The sequence below is a fragment of the Azovibrio restrictus DSM 23866 genome (assembly GCF_000429665.1).
Taxonomy (GTDB): domain Bacteria; phylum Pseudomonadota; class Gammaproteobacteria; order Burkholderiales; family Rhodocyclaceae; genus Azovibrio; species Azovibrio restrictus.
Window position 1 is genome coordinate 24,630 of the sequence record NZ_AUCH01000015.1, and the last position, 15,985, is coordinate 40,614.

At 57.7% G+C, this 15,985-nt stretch carries 15 protein-coding genes; 4 read left to right on the forward strand and 11 right to left on the reverse strand.

Going from position 1 to position 15,985, the window contains the following annotated elements; genetic code table 11:
* Positions 1 to 93 precede the first annotated feature (93 nt).
* The 3 genes from G474_RS23440 (at position 94) to G474_RS0112855 (ending at position 3,934) form a co-directional block, all read left to right on the forward strand.
* A complete protein-coding gene (locus G474_RS23440) occupies positions 94 to 1,476 on the forward strand; it encodes a sulfatase-like hydrolase/transferase (RefSeq protein ID WP_156919254.1) in 1,383 nt (460 codons plus the stop codon).
* A gap of 358 nt (positions 1,477 to 1,834) precedes the next feature.
* Positions 1,835 to 3,070, forward strand: coding sequence for a lipopolysaccharide biosynthesis protein (locus G474_RS20715; RefSeq protein ID WP_084513749.1), 1,236 nt, complete (start codon positions 1,835 to 1,837; stop codon positions 3,068 to 3,070).
* Positions 3,071 to 3,112: 42 nt separating this feature from the next.
* Positions 3,113 to 3,934: an FkbM family methyltransferase gene (locus G474_RS0112855; protein WP_169729522.1), complete on the forward strand. Its 822-nt coding sequence runs from the start codon at positions 3,113 to 3,115 to the stop codon at positions 3,932 to 3,934.
* 8 nt (positions 3,935 to 3,942) lie between these two features.
* On the opposite strand, the gene G474_RS22835 is transcribed toward G474_RS0112855, so the two are convergent.
* On the reverse strand, positions 3,943 to 4,725 hold the full coding sequence (locus tag G474_RS22835; RefSeq protein ID WP_084513750.1) for a methyltransferase domain-containing protein: 783 nt from the start codon (positions 4,723 to 4,725) through the stop codon (positions 3,943 to 3,945).
* A 4-nt stretch (positions 4,726 to 4,729) separates the two neighbouring features.
* Between G474_RS22835 and G474_RS22840 the strand changes: the two genes are divergently transcribed.
* Positions 4,730 to 5,722, forward strand: a complete 993-nt coding sequence (locus G474_RS22840) for a glycosyltransferase family 2 protein (RefSeq protein WP_169729523.1) — start codon at positions 4,730 to 4,732, stop codon at positions 5,720 to 5,722.
* Here the strand turns inward: G474_RS22840 and G474_RS20720 are convergent.
* The 10 genes from G474_RS20720 to G474_RS0112905 all read right to left on the reverse strand — a co-directional run bounded on the left by G474_RS20720 (position 5,705) and on the right by G474_RS0112905 (position 15,778).
* On the reverse strand, positions 5,705 to 6,562 hold the full coding sequence (locus tag G474_RS20720) for a glycosyltransferase family protein (RefSeq protein WP_043464358.1): 858 nt from the start codon (positions 6,560 to 6,562) through the stop codon (positions 5,705 to 5,707). The genes G474_RS22840 and G474_RS20720 overlap by 18 nt on opposite strands.
* Complete coding sequence (locus tag G474_RS24455) at positions 6,559 to 7,599, reverse strand: glycosyltransferase family 4 protein (RefSeq protein WP_026687338.1); 1,041 nt, start codon at positions 7,597 to 7,599, stop codon at positions 6,559 to 6,561. Before G474_RS24455 ends, G474_RS20720 begins: the two co-directional genes overlap by 4 nt.
* A 52-nt stretch (positions 7,600 to 7,651) precedes the next feature.
* On the reverse strand, positions 7,652 to 8,638 hold the full coding sequence (galE, locus tag G474_RS0112870; protein ID WP_026687339.1) for a UDP-glucose 4-epimerase GalE: 987 nt from the start codon (positions 8,636 to 8,638) through the stop codon (positions 7,652 to 7,654).
* Positions 8,639 to 8,647: 9 nt separating this feature from the next.
* A complete protein-coding gene (locus G474_RS22845; RefSeq protein ID WP_084513752.1) occupies positions 8,648 to 9,409 on the reverse strand; it encodes a class I SAM-dependent methyltransferase in 762 nt (253 codons plus the stop codon).
* 6 nt (positions 9,410 to 9,415) lie between these two features.
* The gene (locus G474_RS0112880) at positions 9,416 to 10,588 is read right to left on the reverse strand and encodes a glycosyltransferase family 4 protein (protein WP_026687341.1); all 1,173 of its coding nucleotides are present in this window, start codon (positions 10,586 to 10,588) and stop codon (positions 9,416 to 9,418) included.
* A gap of 94 nt (positions 10,589 to 10,682) precedes the next feature.
* The gene (locus G474_RS20725) at positions 10,683 to 13,067 is read right to left on the reverse strand and encodes a TonB-dependent receptor plug domain-containing protein (RefSeq protein ID WP_051282275.1); all 2,385 of its coding nucleotides are present in this window, start codon (positions 13,065 to 13,067) and stop codon (positions 10,683 to 10,685) included.
* Positions 13,064 to 13,609, reverse strand: a complete 546-nt coding sequence (locus G474_RS0112890; protein ID WP_026687342.1) for a YfiR family protein — start codon at positions 13,607 to 13,609, stop codon at positions 13,064 to 13,066. The genes G474_RS20725 and G474_RS0112890 overlap by 4 nt, the downstream gene beginning before the upstream one ends.
* Positions 13,596 to 14,858 carry a sensor domain-containing diguanylate cyclase gene (locus tag G474_RS0112895; protein WP_026687343.1) on the reverse strand — a complete coding sequence of 421 codons (1,263 nt, stop codon included), beginning with the start codon at positions 14,856 to 14,858 and terminating at the stop codon, positions 13,596 to 13,598. The genes G474_RS0112890 and G474_RS0112895 overlap by 14 nt, the downstream gene beginning before the upstream one ends.
* A 204-nt stretch (positions 14,859 to 15,062) precedes the next feature.
* Entirely contained in the window at positions 15,063 to 15,509 is a 447-nt protein-coding gene (locus G474_RS0112900; protein WP_026687344.1) for a lysozyme inhibitor LprI family protein, read from the reverse strand.
* 8 nt (positions 15,510 to 15,517) lie between these two features.
* The gene (locus G474_RS0112905) at positions 15,518 to 15,778 is read right to left on the reverse strand and encodes a hypothetical protein (RefSeq protein ID WP_026687345.1); all 261 of its coding nucleotides are present in this window, start codon (positions 15,776 to 15,778) and stop codon (positions 15,518 to 15,520) included.
* Positions 15,779 to 15,985: the final 207 nt, after the last annotated feature.

The following is a 15,985-nucleotide window of genomic DNA, read 5'->3' on the forward strand; positions in this document are numbered from 1 at the left end:
GACAGTTGGCTCAAGCGAGTCGTTGTTGTCCTGTTAAAATCAAGCTTGGTTGTGCCTGCCAAGTATTGGAAAGGGTTCGGTGAAGTATTTTAAATGGTGCTGAATAGATTTTGTGTTGCTGGAAAGTCGCTATTGGTGGCGATAGGGTTATATATCGTCGTTCCTAATTTTTTGTTCTGGTTTGTTGCGCATGCCTTGAAAATCGAGAGGCCGATCGTAAATATTGACTATCTGATTGCTGGCGTAATATTTATTTACGGTTGGCGGAAGTTTTCCTGCTTGATTTTTGTTGTTTTTTTGTTGGCAGACTTGCTAGTGCTTGGGGGGCTGGCCTATCCCGTATTTCGTTTGCAGGATGGAATTTATCTGCTATCCATGCTTCCTTACGCTGGTTTTGTCTGGCAGGCTTCAGCAGTAGGACTTTTGCTGGCTCTGGGTTTTATTGTCGCGATCTTGTTTCTATTTGGGCGCAAGGCCAATCGTCTGGCTACATTGGTCTTGCTATTTTTTGGCGTCTCTGTTTATGCTGTTCAGGTCAGTCTGGATGAGTTGAATTCTGACTTTTATCGAGTGAAAAGTACGGCAACAGGCAGTCAGTTATCGTATTTTGCCAACATGGGGGCCGTCGCAGCTTTCGATAGTATTTTTGAAAACATAAACCCCCTGGTTCCGGAGGGGTTCAAAGGTGAGACAGCTCAATGGGTGCAAGCTAATCCTGAGCGGTTAAATAATAAAATGCTACTGGTTATTGTTGAGTCTTGGGGGGTGATGAGAGATGAGCGTATTCAGCAGGCACTATTGAAACCTGTGCTCGCCAAGAGTCCTTACTATGACTGGATCAAGGTGGAGGCGGTGCCTGGCGAAAACGCAACTGTTGCTGCTGAATTAGAGAAGCTTTGTGGCCTTAAAACTCGTTATTTCGATATGAAGGCGGTTAAAGAAGGTTTTGAGAATTGCCTGCCGTGGCGATTAAAAAAGATGGGATACAAAACAGCTGCTGTTCATGGTGCTACGAGTGCAATGTACGGCCGCATGCACTGGTATCCGCGTGCTGGGTTTGATGAGGTGCATTTCCAAGAAACAGATTCATGGAAAACGCGTTGCTTTTCTTTTCCAGGGGTCTGTGATAGCGAAATAATGGAGAATTATATATCGCGTGCTTTTTTGGGAGATAGTAAAACTTTTGTCTATTGGCTAACGCTCAATACTCATACTCTCTACGACAAGCGAGATATTCACAAAGATTACTTTAATTGTCTTGATTTTCAGCTTGAAGAAGATAGCGAGATATGCCGAGTAAATAAGCTGCACGCTCAGTTTTTTTATGGTTTTGCCGAGATTCTCTCCAATCCAGCAATGAGCGGAGTGGAAGTCCTGTTGGTAGGAGATCATCCGCCTCCTATTCTTGATAAAAATGAGTATAAAAAGCATGTCGAGGATGGTGTCGTTTCCCAGGTTCACTTGCGTGTCAAATAGTTTTTTGCATTATTCTGGATTTTTTGATTTTTGGCAGTGTATTGGACTTTTTGTCCGGTTTGTCTAAGGTTGCTTTTTGGGGGGGCATGGAATTGGTGTTTGATGTGCATGTGCTCATGCGAATACAGAAGGCGCTTCCAACTCTCGATCAGTTGCGCCTAGTGAGGTGCCTTGCTGTGCGTAAAAGGCGTGTTGATGTTCGGCCAAGACGAACATCCGAGCGCGATTGCATTGCAATGCAACGTCTGCCATTAGCCCACCTGATCAGCTCGGGGATGCGAGGGGGGGATGGGGTTGATCAGTGGTCATGTGGGTGGGTGGCCCAGCAAGCTGAGCGGAAACAGGCTTACGAGGGCGCATGAGCCAGTTTTTTACCCGCTGGCGCCCTGGTCGCATGGCCCGTAATGGCTTCGTCTTGCTTGGCTGGATGCTGTTACGGGCCGCCATGCAGGCCGCTACGGTAGTATGGCTTGCACGACAACTGGGGGCACAGCCTTATGGGCAGTTTGTTGTAGTGGTGGCCGTATCTTCTTTTCTCACCCCGTTTGTTGGCTTGGGTTTATCGCACATGTTGCTGCGCAATGCGGCGCGTGATCCTACACATGCTGGTAACTACTTGGCGCGTGCGCTGCACTGGTGGTTTCGCACACTTCTGCCGTGTGTGGCAGCATCGGTGGTGGTTGCCATGTGGTTATTGCCAGGGCGCGTAGCGTTGCTTGCCCTCGCGGTGGTAGCCGCATCCGAGTTAGCTGCGACCTCGCTGACTGAGTTGTGCGCTCGCTACCAGCAAGCGCAGCAGCGAACCCACGCTGTTGGCGCAGTGCACGCGGGTTTGCCTGGCGTACGGTTGCTGGCATTGGGGCTGTTGTGGGTGGGCCTGGGGGACGTGGGAATCCTTGCTGTGCTATGGACTTACGCCGTCAGCGGTTTAGTCTATGCCACGCTGATATGGATGCCCTTGCGTACGGCAGCTAAAGCACCTGACGTAGTGTTACCTGAGCCGATGACTGCGTACAGCGGGCTGCCGTTCAGCCTGGCCACTTTTGCTGCCAAATTGCAAAACGAGTTCAACAAACCCATGTTGGCACAAGCAGGGTTTGGCCTGGCAGGCGCCTACAACGTGGCCCAGCGAGTTGTAGATATGGCCAGTCTGCCTGTTTTGGCGTTGCAAGAAGCGTTGTGGCCGCGTTTGTATGCCCAAGCCAACCCAGCACGGCAGTTACGCCGCACTGGGTTGGCGCTGCTACTGCTGGCGTTGGCTGTGGGGGGGGCTCTGTGGTTGGTGGCTCCGCTGTTGCCAGTGGTGTTCGGTGCCGATTTTGCCGATGCAGTGGCGGTGCTACGCATGCTGGCCTGGTTGCCGTTGTTGCAAGTGTTGCGTGCGCTGCTCAATTTTCACGCCATCCATGCTGGGCGAATGCAGCAGATTGGCTGGGCTTATGCTATTGGCGGGGTGGTTAGCGTGGTGAGCATAGCTGTATTGGTTCCTGTGTATGGCCTGACCGGGGCTGTATGGGCTAGTTACGTAGCGGAGGCCGCGATGGCGATATTTTTGTTTTTTGGTGCGATATACGCGCACCTGTCTCCTGTTTGATGAAAGCCTTGTATGCCTTTGCCTTCCATTCACAATTCCAAGATGTTGCGCCGTCCCTTGCTAGCTGCAAGCCGCTTTCTGTTTTCGCTGTTGAAGACAGGGCCAGGGCTGTTACGTCGAGCAGCCTACGACGCTATGCCTGTGCCATTTTTGGTGGCCGGGCATTCCGAGCATTTTGTTGTTTCGACAGCGGACAAGGTAATAGGCCGCGAGTTATTTCTGCACGGCGAGTTTGACTTTGCCAAGTTGCAAACGGCCTTAGCCATCCTTGAGCGAGAGGGCTTGCCCCTTCCGCAGCATTTGATCGATGTAGGTGCCAATATCGGCTCCATCGTTATTCCGGCATTGGCGCGTGGACTGATGCAATCGGCCACTGCCATCGAACCGCACCCAACCAACCTTCGACTCCTGCGCGCCAACTTGGCCCTTAATGGGTTGTCTGAGCGCGTGCGCGTGCTGGCACAGGCGGTGGGGGCAGAGTCCAATGCCTTGTTATTTCTTACAGAGTCTTCGACCAATAGTGGCAACCATTCGATTGGGCGTACAGGCCTGCCTGTCCCTTCCTGTCGTCTTGACGACGTGGAGTGCCCATACGAGAGTGCTCTGCTGTGGATGGATGTTGAAGGCTATGAGGGGCATGCCCTGCGCGGTGCTCAAAACCTGTTAGCCTCAGGTATGCCCGTTGTTTGTGAGTTTAACCCTTTATTTTTGATGAGGGCTGGGGGGCTAAGTTTTTTTGAAGACGCTCTTAAGCATAGAAGGATTTTTGATTTGGGTGAAAAGTTTGTCGATGAAACATCTATAAGGAACATTTTTCTGAAAATTTCCAATGGTGGTTGCTTCACGGATATACTGGCAGTTTAAAATTTTGTTTAGTCTATTCTTTCAAATAGAAAGAGTGGTTCTTCTTCTCCGATTCCATAAGGGGCACAGTTAATGTTTCCAAGTAGCTCTGTGTGCGTTTTTTTCCGAGAAGCAAGGCCGCTGTTTGAAAATCTGTTGAAAATATCTCGCCCGTATAACCTGACGTGGTCTTCTTGTCCGTAGGCGTGTAGCCTTTCGTTTTCACTTGCTATTCCCGGGTCGCTCCAAGTGGAAGTAATTGCCGAGCTAAAAGGTGTTTGGAGTATTGCTTGGCCACCAATTTTTAATACCCTTCTGATTTCGGAAAGTGCGCGGAAGTCATCGTTGACGTGCTCTAAGACGTGATTTGCTATCACAAAATCGAAATGTTTTTCTGGGTATGGGATTTCTTCTATATTTATCTTTTCGATCTTTTTGGATTTTGGGTTCAGGTCGCATAGAATGTATTCTGATGGGGATAACGAATTTATCCACTGGCTAAGATGGTGCTCTGGTGCAAAGTGCAATATTTTTGATTTGGTGAATTTTTCTGAAATTTTTGAAGCTTCAAAAAATAAAACCAAGTGTCTCTCGCGATCATGGCAGCCGCATCGAGGGCAAGCAAAAGTCTCTGGGCTTCCATTGACGAATCCAAGTGCATCCATAGACTCAACTCTGAAGCCATCTCGATATTTTGTAAATCCCCAAACGTTATTTTGGCATATATTGCACTTGAAAGATCCTCCGGGAGTCCATCCAAGGGCTAGGTTTTTAAGTGCTTTAATGATTTTTTTTAACGTTATTTTGGGCATCGGTATGAATCCTTTACTTTCTATAGTTATCCCAACTTTCAATCGTACTGATATGCTAGACCGAGCAATTGAGAGTGCGCTTAATGCTTGTGGGGGTGAAAGGATTGAGGTTGTTGTGGTTCCAAACGGACCGCATAGAAAATGGGAGATTGTGAAAAGCAAATACTGCAAAGATGATAGGGTGAAATGGTTTCATATTGATCTCGGCAATGCTTGCGCAGCTAGAAACTATGGTTTGGCAAATTCAAAAGGCTTATACGTCAGATTTCTTGATGATGATGACTATTTGTTGCCTTCGTCTGCAGAGCAACTAAAAAGAATAAAAGAATCGGGGGCGGATATTTCGGTTGCTCCCCTCGTGGTTTTCAATCAGCGTAGTGGGTTCAAGGAGTTGCAGGGGCTGCCAGAAACAAAAGATTTTGTTTGTGCGGTACTTCTTTCTATTTCTATAAGCAATATGACCGCCGGATGTATTTTTCTTAAGTCTGCGATAGGCGGAAGAGCGTGGCGTGAAGATGTGGTTCTTCATGATGATTACCTTTGGATGCTAGGGTTTGGAGCGGGTGAAGAGAAGTTGGTGTTAATGGAATTTTTTCCTGTTGCTGTTTATGTCCAGCATGATGCTGAGCGGCTTTCTCGTGTAAGGCGCACAATGGATAATTCAAGGGTTTTGGTAAATTCAATATTGTTGCTCCATCAGGATTTGCTCGCTACAGGTAGAGGTTCGCCTGAACGATCTTCCGCCGTCGCTGCCGCTTTGCTCACTCATGCTCATTCTGTCTTTCCGTTGGCTCCAATATTTTTTGGTAAATTAATTAAAAAAGCTCAGAAGATGGACTCAAATGCTCACCCCATGCAGTCTATGTTTATAAAATATCCTTGGCTTGCTAGAAAACTGCTTGTAATAGAATGGGTGATGCTTGGTCCTAGGTATATTACTCGTGGCTATAGGCGAATTTCTTGGTGGCTGAGAAGTGCATCACTTCGGGGAAGGTGACTTCTGACAGATTTTAGCTTGAGCAATTTTCAAAATTGCCCGCAATGGCACCCATGACCGATACCGCCACGACCGCAAGCAGGCGCGAGCCAGTAAAGATGGAATACGCAATACTCGCATCATGATTGCAGAAAAGGCATTGGGCGCCAGTTTTCCCGCCAGCAGCCAGTGGGACTGCACTAGATACTGCTCATAAGCAGCGCTAGCATGGCCGCTGCTGGCCAATCCGTCGTGGTGCACATAACCGCGGTCAATCAGCACCAATTGCCCACCTTGGCGGCGTATTCGCCAGGACAGTTCCACGTCTTCTCCATACATAAAGAAGCTGTCGTCAAACAACGGCTGGGTGTTGTCAGGCCTTTGCACTAGCAGACAACAGCCGCTCAAGTAGGCAAAACTGCCCAAAACGGGGTGCTTAGTGACTAATGCTAGCCACGGTTGGTAGTACAGCCAGCCTTGTTCTTTGCCGTCCTGCATCAGGCGTGGGGCAATCAGCATGGGAGTACTGGTGTGCGTCAGTTGCGCCTCCAGTGCCAAGCGTAAGCCCTCTTGCACTTGGGCATCGTTATTGACCAACAGCACCGGCCCTGCATAGCCATAGTGCCCCAAGGCGTTCAGGGCCGCGTTCATGCCTTTGCTAAAACCTAGATTGCACGGGTTGGCGGCTAGCACTACACGGGGCTCCAGCGCATAGCGGGTTTGCAGTTCTCGCAAGCTGGCCCCTGCGTCTGCTGAATTATCCCAAACCAGAATGGGGGCCCAGCCATCGGCCAACAAACTGTCGATACAAGCACTGGTGAGCTTGGGGTTTCTGAAGTGAATGGTGATGGCGGCGGTCACTTGGCACCTTGGGCATCGATAGCGGTGCATTGGTACAAGTGCATGTACGCGCACGTCATCGCTGTTTCTGAAAACTGTTTAACCGCATGTACCCGCGCGGCTTGCGCCAGACTGGCGTGCCAGGCACCGTCAGCAGCCAGGCTGCGGATGGCGGTAACAAACGCTGGAACATTATTTTGGGGACAGAGCAGGCCGGTTTGGCCGTCGGCGACGGCTTCGGAAACGGACGACCCGTGCATTCCAATAATGGGTAAGCCGCAGGCCATGGCTTCTATGGCTACCAATGGGTGCCCCTCGCTACGTGATGGAAATAGCAGCGCATCTGCGCTCTGCATCTCGGCCACCACGGCTCCATCCCCTTGCAGGCGGCCAATGTCGATCATGTTGGGGGGCATCTTGGCCTTGTCTTTTTCTGCTGCCGGGCCGCCGGTATAGCGTAGTAGAAAGCCCTCTCCCAGTTGGCTCAGGATGGGGGCCAGCAAATCCACTCCTTTACGCGCCATCCAACTGCCCACAAAGAGCAACTTGAAAGGCTCACCGGGCTGGCGCTGACGCGTACCGGGGCAAAAGTGCTCAGTATCCACGCCGTTATAGATGACTTGCATGGGCACGTCCAACAGACTGTGTCGGGCGCTGTCTGCCACAAACTGACTTACAGCTATCGCGCGCTGGGCATGGCGCAATACACGGCGCTCGTTGGGCGCTATCCACCAGCGGTGGTATGCCGCGCGCAGTGGGCCTTTATAGGTGCTGGCATCCGGATGGTGTACGGCGTGGTGGATGGTGGCCACCATGGGTAGGCCGCGGGGGATGAAGCGTGTGTGCAACCAAGTGTTTACGTGTGCCACTGTGGCCCAGGAGGGGGGGCTGGGTATGGCTACAGTCCAGGGGGCGTATTCGGCGCGCAGCGGTAGCCAGGTGATTTCTGCCTGCAGTCCGTGCTTGCGCAGATCGGCTACCAAGCGTTTTGTAAACACGTCCGTGCCCGTTCCGGTACGAACGGTGGGGAACCAGATACTGGGTGTTGCAGTGTTCATGGGCGGGGGGCAATGGGTAAGTCAGTGCGGGGGCATGTGGATGCGCCGCACATCAAAGAGGCGGAGGGCACTTGTTTTCCCACCGCCAGGCGTGTTGGACGATCTCATATAGATTGGTGTACTGCGGCTGCCAACCCAGTGCTGCGCGGGCGTAGGTGCTGTCTGCCACCAGCACCGCTGGATCGCCGGAGCGGCGGGGAAGGGCTTGAACGGCCACGCGCTGGCCAGTGACTTCTTCCACGCTACCTATGACTTCACGGATCGAAAAGCCGCTCCCGTTGCCCAGGTTGAAGGCTGATGAGCCCTTACCTTGCATCAGCCAATCGAGCGCCAATAGGTGTGCATCGGCCAAGTCTTGTACATGGATGTAGTCACGAATGCAGGTGCCGTCTGGTGTGTTGTAGTCGGTGCCGAACACGCTAATGTGTGCGCGCCGCCCGGATGCGGCCTGGAGTATCAGGGGGATGAGGTGCGTCTCGGGCTCATGGCGTTCGCCAAGCAAGCCCTCAGGCTGTGCACCAGCAGCATTGAAATAGCGCAGGGCCACATAGCGCAGGCCGTGTGCGCGATCACAGTCGGTCAGAATCTGTTCCACCATCCATTTGCTCCAGCCATAGGGGGTGATAGGCTGGCGTGGGTGAGATTCATTGATGGGAATGTGGACCGGGTCACCAAATATGGCGGCACTCGAAGAAAAGATCAGGTGCTGCACACCGTGTTCGATCATGGTTTCAATCAAGTGGATGGTATTGCCCACGTTGTTGGCGTAGTAGCGTGCCGGCAACTGCATGGACTCCCCCACCTGAATAGAGGACGCGAAGTGCATCACGGCATCGAAGCGGTGGTCCGTGAAAAGGCTTGCCAGTGCGGCACGGTCGGCCAAGTCGCCAATCACCAGATCCCCAGCCAGCACGGCATCGCGATGGCCATTGCTCAGGTTGTCAAACACCACGACTTCGTATCCAGCCTGGGCAAGTCGCAACACCATGTGGGAGCCGATATAGCCAGCACCACCAACGATCAAAATTTTGGACTTCATTTTGGTTGTTTATAGCTCAGGACGTGCCGTTCGAATGCCCCGCTCTAACCGGTAGATTAGTGTGGGGACAATTGGGGTCAGGGGTTTGAGTACAGAGTCAGGGCAGCAAGCCAACACACGGTTGCTCCAGTGCGTGGGGTGTTCAATTTCAAAGGTGGCGCGCCAGCCTTCCACGCATTGGTTGTGATACTGCAAGTCGGCGGTTGCAAGCATGCGCTCCAGTTCGTGCATTTGCAGTGGTTCGCAGTCGTACACCTCACCTTTCCCCATCCAGCGAAGATAGGGGCTACGCCATGCATGCGGCAACCAACTCAGAAATTTCAGGCGGTAATGGGGCTCGGTCAACATCCACCGGTTGGGTACGGCCAGATAGGCTTTGCCTGTAGATGTCAGTACTCGGCGTATTTCCTGCAAATGCACCAGCTGTGCTGCTGTGTCGCCCACATGTTCAATGACGTGATTGCTGATGACTACGTCGAATTGCTGATCTTCGAAAGGCAGCTGCACGCCTTGCACGCTGTGATAGATGTAACCATCGTGCACTTGGCGGTTGTCGTGCACATCCACCGCAGTCACGATGCACTGTAAGCTGGGGTGTGTTGCAAAGTAGTGCGCTATGCCGCCAGAGCCGCAGCCAATTTCCAGCAGGCGTATCGGCAGGGGAAAGTGCTGCAATCCCAGCAGGCGTTCAATTTTCAGCGCCTTGAAGCGGCGTGAGGCCAGGTCAGTGACGGCATGGGGCTGGCGTACAAACTTGTTCGTGGTGGGCATGGCGTTTCAATCTTTGGACTGCGGGATGACGCTCTCTTGCAGTATGTCCCACAGTTTGTGGCCCATGGCTTGCCAGGCAAACTGCACTGCAAAGGTGCTGGCGCGGGTCTGCCATGCATAGGGGCTGTCGGCAAGCATTCTCACCGCAGCCTGAGCCAGTGCGGCATAGTCGCCGGGTGCAACCAGATGCCCTGATTGTCCCTCTGCCACCGCATCCACAATGCCTCCGGTCGCAAAAGCCACTGTGGGCAGACCATGGGCAGCGGCTTCGATCGCGACCATTCCGAAGCCTTCGGGGTCACCTGGTAGCTGGCGTACGGGGAAGATGTGCAAGGTAGCGCTTTCGTAGGCGCAGGCAAGTTCTTGCGCATCTGTGATTACTCCCAGAAAGCGCAGGTGCTGGCCGATGCCTGCTGCATCCGCCACGGCTTGTATGCTGGTACGGGTTTGTATGCTGGCGTGCAGGGAGTCGGTCGGAGCGTCGCCCACGATCACCAGCAAAGTATCGGGTGCTGCCTGAATAATGCTGGGCAATGCATGCTGGACAAATTCGCGTAGGCCCTTGCGGCTGGTCAAGCGTCCTACCGACAGTAGCAGGCGCTTATCACCCAAGCGATGGCGCAGTCGGAAATCCTGTAGCGATTCAGCTGTTTGCGGGGCTGCAGGTAAGGTCACACCAGGGTGAACGATGCTGATTTTTCCTGCATCCACCCCCAGCTTGCGGGCCAGATCAGCGGTAGGGCGGCTATTGGCGATGACGCCATCCATGTGCCGGATGGCCGGGTGCCACAGGGCGCGGTAAACGGGGTGCTGTACGGCAGCATCAAGCCCGTGCAGATACACATGAGCACGGGCCTTGCTCGCACGTGCGGCCAGCCAGGCGGCAGGGGCTGTCAGGCCGCTACCTGCCAACACGATGTGGGGTTTGAAGCGCCGTGCCACAGCTACGGCCTGCCAGGCGGATGCGAGCAAAAAGCGGGGCAGCGGCCGTAAGGGGACTTCCACCACGGGAACCGCAGCGGGACTTTGTTCTGCGCTACCTCTAGGGCCGATCAACAGCACCTGGGCATGGTGCGAAAGTTCATCGGCAATGTGCCAGTTCAGGCGCTCCATACCGCCAACCAGTGGCGGCAGGTTGCGGGTGATGTGAAGGATGCGTGTGGGCGTGGGGGCGTTCAAGGTTTTTGTATGGTGTGGGCGGGGAGCTTGATTATCATAACCCTAACCTCCTGGCATCGTCTGCTGGGGCTTTTTCCCGTTAGGCCGTCCCTGCTCAAAACTCCACCCCCACCCTCAGGTAGTAATAGGCGCCGTTGTAGCCGAAGGGGGCGTACTGGGAGTACTGGATGACCTTGCCGGCGCCGGCCAGGCTGTCTTCGGTTTTGCCCCAGGTGTCGGGCTTGGTGTTGAAGAGGTTGGCGCCGCCCAGGGTCAGGGCGACGTCCCGGGTGAGCCGGTAGGTGAATTCGGCGTCCACGGTCCATTTGGCGCCGAAGGTGACCGGCTGGTAGGCCTGGACGCTCGAGAACTTGCCGAAGCGGTTCAGGTTGAGGACCAGTTCGTAGTCGTGGGTGGCGTAGCGGGTCCAGAGTTTGAAGGAATCCACGGGCTGGGCGTTTTCGATCAGGCCCCGGGTGAAGGGGTCCAGGATCAGGTCGGTCATGGGCACCCCGAGGATGCCCGGGGAGGCGTTCACCTGGGTGATGTGGGTGCGGCTGCGCTGGTAGGCGGCCACCATCTTCAGGCGGGCGCCGTTTTCCAGTTCCTTTTTGTAGTCCAGGCGTAGGTCGAAGCCCCGGGTGCGGGTGCCGATGGCGTTGGTGAAATACACGGCCCCGTCGATGTTGTTCTGGGCCAGGATGGCAGCGGCCTGGGGACTCAGGCTGCCCAGGTTCCAGGCGGAGATGTAGCCGGTGGGCATGATGCGGTCGTCGATGTCGGTGACGAAGACATCGGCGCTGGCCGTGAGCTGGGTGCTGGGCTGGAATACCAGGCCCAGGGTGAAGTGGCGGGATTTTTCCGGTTTCAGGTCGGTGGCGCCCAGGGCCCGGGCGATGGGGTGGTCCACGGCGTAGTTGCCCCAGAACTGGGCGGCGGTGTCGTCGCTGTTGCGGTAGGTGCCGGTGTAGGAGAAGTGGCTCTGGGATAGGGAGGGGGCCCGGAAGCCGCTGCTGGCGCTGGCCCGGAACAGCAGGTTGTCCCGGGCTCGGTAGCGCAGGGCGAGCTTGCCGTTCAGGGTGGAGCCGAAGTCGCTGTAGCTTTCGGCCCGGGCGGCGCTGTCCAGGGTCAGGCTGTCGCTGAGGGCGTATTTCAGGTCCCCGTATAGGGCGTGGGCCCGGCGCCGGGCGGAGACTTCGTTGTCCGGGCTGAAGCCGGGGAAGCCCTGGGCCCCGTAGGCATAGTTGTTTTCCGGGCCGAGCATCCAGGAGGCCGGTTCCCCGGGCACGATGCGGTAGCGCTCCTGGCGGAACTCGTAGCCCCCGGCCAGGGTATGGGGACCTATCTTCTGACTCAGGTCCAGGTTGAGGATTTGCTGGGTGTAGCGGCTGGCACCGCTGTCGAAGGAGCGGGGGCTGTCGCTGCCCAGGGAGGTGTTGAGGCTGTCGTTGACGTAGAAATGGAAGTCGTTGTGGCCGTGGGTGTAGCTCAGGTCCCAGCGCAGACCGCTGACGGTGATGCCGCGGATGCCAGCGGTGGCAGAGAAATCGAGGATTTTGGGCTCGATCAGGGGCAGGAAGCCGTCCGGGTAGATGCTGCTGATGTTGCGGGAATCGTCGGCGTGCCGGTAGAAGGCCCCGGCGCTGCTGCGGCGCCGGTCGTACAGGCCGTGCAGGTAGAGGGTGGTGTCGCCCCGGGGCAGTTCGGCGTTCAGTCCGAGCAGGGCGTCCCGGGTGTCCGCATCGCCAAAGTGGGTGTTGATGCGGCCGCCGTCCCCGGCGTCGGGGCCGGCCCGGTTGGTGGGGCCCCGGTCGCGCCATTCGGCGGTCAGGTTCAGGAAGCCGTCACCGGCCAGGGGCAGGGTCTGGAACAGGCTGGCATGCTTGCTGATTCCGTCGCCTTCCCTGCTGTGGCCGTAGCTGACGCTGGCCTGGCTGCGCTGACCATAGCCCTTGAGGATGATGTTGATGATCCCGGCGATGGCGTCGGAGCCATATTGGGCCGCCGCCCCGTCGCGCAGGACTTCGACCCGCTCAATGGCGCGCAGAGGAATGGTGTTCAGGTCCACCCCGGAGCTACCCCGGCCCACGGTGCCGTTGTTGTGCAGCAGGGAGCTCTGGTGCAGCCGCTTGCCGTTGACCAGCACCAGCACCTGGTCGGGCCCCAGGCCGCGCAGGGTGAAGGGCGGGGCGTGGTCGGTGCCGTCGGCGATGCTGGGGCGGGGGGCGTTGAAGCCGGGCACCAGCACCGCCAGGGCCCGGGTCAGCTCGGTCTGGCCGGTGGATTGCAGCTGCACGGCGGTGATGATGTCGATGGGCACCTCGGCGTCCAGGGCGTTCCGGTTGCCACTGCGGGAGCCGACCGCGGCCTTGGCCTGGGTTTCCACCTGGAACAGCTGCTCCAGGGGGCGCTGGTAGTAGTCGTTGCTTTCCTCGACCGCCTTCTCGGCGGCGGCGGCGCCGCAGGTCAGGGACAGGAGTGCGCAGAGGATGTGTTTCATGGTGCTTCCCGCAGCACGGTGGCAATCGACAGCAGCGGCGCGCCGATCCTGAGGCCGGAGCGGAGCGCCGCGGCATGGTTGATCTTGATGCGGGCCCGCTGTTCCACGAAGTCCAGCTGGATGATGCCGCCGCTGTCGGCAAAGCCTTTGGCCGTGCTGATGGTCAGGATGCCGTTCTTCTGGGCATAGTCGATGGCGGCAGCCCGGGCGGCGGCGCTGTTCAGGGTGAGGAACAGCACGTCCGTGTCGCCCACCTGGTCCAGGCGGCTCACGTAGCGCAGTTCGATGGGCTTGTCGTGGATGCGCTTGTCCCGGTATAGCTCGTCCAGGAGGTTGCCGAAGGGGTTCTCGTCCAGCAGGGTGATGACGAAGCGTTCCCGCTGCCGGGCTGGCCACTCGATGTAACTGGCGAAACGGCCGATGAACACGGCCTCCAGCTTTCTTTCCTCGTCGCCGGCCAGGGCTCCCGGCGCCCGCAGCAGGGCGAGCAGCAGCCCTAGCCAGAGCAGCGCCCGCCAGGGATTTTCCCTAAGCCAGCACATGGCAGTTGCGGCCGGCCGCCTTGGCCCGGTACAGGGCCGCATCGGCGGCCTTGATCATGCTCGCCAGGGGCTGTTCCGCCGACTGGGGTACCGAGGCGTGCACCCCCAGGCTGACGGTGACCTGCAGGAACTGGCCTGGCTGGTATTCGATGGGGTGCTGTTCGATGCCGGTGCGGATGCGCTCCGCCACCGCCACGGTGATTTCCCGGGTGCCGCCGTCGCAGAGCACCAGGAATTCCTCGCCTCCCAGGCGGGCCACCAGGTCGTACTCCCGGGCGCAGGCCTGCAGCACCCGGGCGATCTCCTGCAGCACCCGGTCTCCCACCGGATGGCCGTGGCGGTCATTGACGGCCTTGAAAAAGTCGATGTCGAGCATGATCACCCCCAGGGATTCCCCCTTGCGCTCGGCCCGGATGATCATGTTCTGCATGGTTTCCATGGCCTGGTGGTGATTGGCCAGGCCGGTGAGGGAGTCGGTGGTGGCCAGCCGGCTCAGCCGTTCGTCCCGCTCGCGGATGTCCGCCAGCATGGCGTTGAACCCGGCGTAGAGGTTGCCGAATTCATCCTGGCGCCGGGATTCCAGGGTGGTCCGGTAATCCTTGGTGCGGGCCACCTGCTGCATGGCGTCGATGAGCCCCATGATCGGGCGGGTGAACAGGGACTGGAGCTTGAAGGAAAGGAGCATCAGGGTGAGCAGGGCGAGCAGGGAAACCCCCATCTGCATCAGCACGAATTCCTGGATTCGGGCCCACAGCTGCTGCGTGTCCGAGATGATCGCCAGGGTGCCGATGGGTTTGCCTTCGAAGAAAACGGGGCGCAGCACGCCCATGGTGTGGCTGTCCATGTGCTGGGTGGAGCTGCCTTCCCGGCGCAGCAGCTCCCGGTTGCTGTTGATGTTGTTCTGCAGGTGCCGCCGGAACCAGTCTTCCTGGGCCGACGGGAGCTGGGTGGAGCGGTATTCCCCCAGGGGCTGGCCCCTGTCGTCGCTGACCACGGCGTAAAGGATGTGGGGGTCTGCCTGCAGGGAGGCGAGAATCTTCCGGGCGCTGTCCGCATCATTGAAGGCCAGGGCCGCCCGCATGTTTTCGCTGATCACGTCGGTGAGCTGGTGCAGGACCCTCAGGGAGGCCCGGGATTCGCTCAGGTAGGTGGAATAGATGGTGGCGACCGAGGAGATCAGCAGCGCCAGGGCAGCGCTCAGCCCCAGCAGGATGGCCAGCTTGTGGCGGATGGAGATCCTCTCGAGCATGGGCACCTGTCAGGCCTCCTGAGCGCCAGCCGCGTTTTGCACGGGGGCGCTGCCGGGGGACTGGGGGCGAGCAGGGGGCCTGGTGTCGGTATGGGGCATGTCCGTGCAGGGGTGGTGGCCGGGTAGGAGCGGGTGTCGCCGATTCTACCTCAAGCCCAGGGCGGTTTTGCCTGCAGGAGCGGCGCTTCCCGGCGGGCGGGGAGCTCAGGGGGTGGTGGGCTGGCGCCGGGATTGCAGCAGCTTGAGGCGCTGCTGATTCAGCTCTATCAGGCAGCGCCAGCGTACCAGGGCACTGCCCGAGGCAACGGCGCCGCTGGCGCCCACCGCGAAATCGCAGTGGGCCGCGGCGTAAGCCTGGTGTCCGGCACCCGCCTTGCGTAGCGCAGCTGCCGCCAGGGCGTAGTGGGTGTGGCCGAGCTCATCCTGGTTGCGCAGCTCCTGCAGGCGGGCGAGGATGGCCTGTTCTTCCCGTGTCAGCGCTTGCCGGGACGCCAGGAAGCACTGTTTCAGGCAATCCTGGGCTTCGGCTCCCGAATGGGCTTCGACACAGGCTGCGGCCTGGACCTCGTAATCCGGGAGGGCAGCCTCCTGGGCCAGGCTGCTCAAGGGGATGGCCAGCAGCCAGAGGCCGCGGCAACGGGAGCGGCCCATGGACAGGCTCAGCGAATGAAGGCGTGCAGGGTGGCGAAGCCGAAGGCGGTGGCGGCAAGGCCGAAGATCCAGGCGATCAGCCTGCTGTTTTCCAGGCGCTGGATGGGGGGCTGGTACCTGCTCCGGTGGCCGGGGCTGGCGTGGGAAAAGCCCAGTCCCAAGGCCCGGGCGGTTTCCTGGTAAGCCAGGGCCGGGGTGGCGGCGGACAGCGTGTCGTAGGTCAGATGCACGAAGATGACGGTGAGCAGCAGGAGGAGCCAGGCGGTCATGACATGTTCGGGGGTACGGGTCCCGGGGTTATGGTGGGGCAATCATATCGCATATTCCATTGGCGTTGGAACTGGGGGCGGATCGAGGTGTGGCGGTCTTCTGCGCCCCATGGGGTGATGCGGCCTGGACCGGGGGTGGGAGGAAAGGGCGGAGCCGGGCAAAATGTGGTCTGGGCTCCCGACCGGGGGCTGCGGAATCAGGAGACA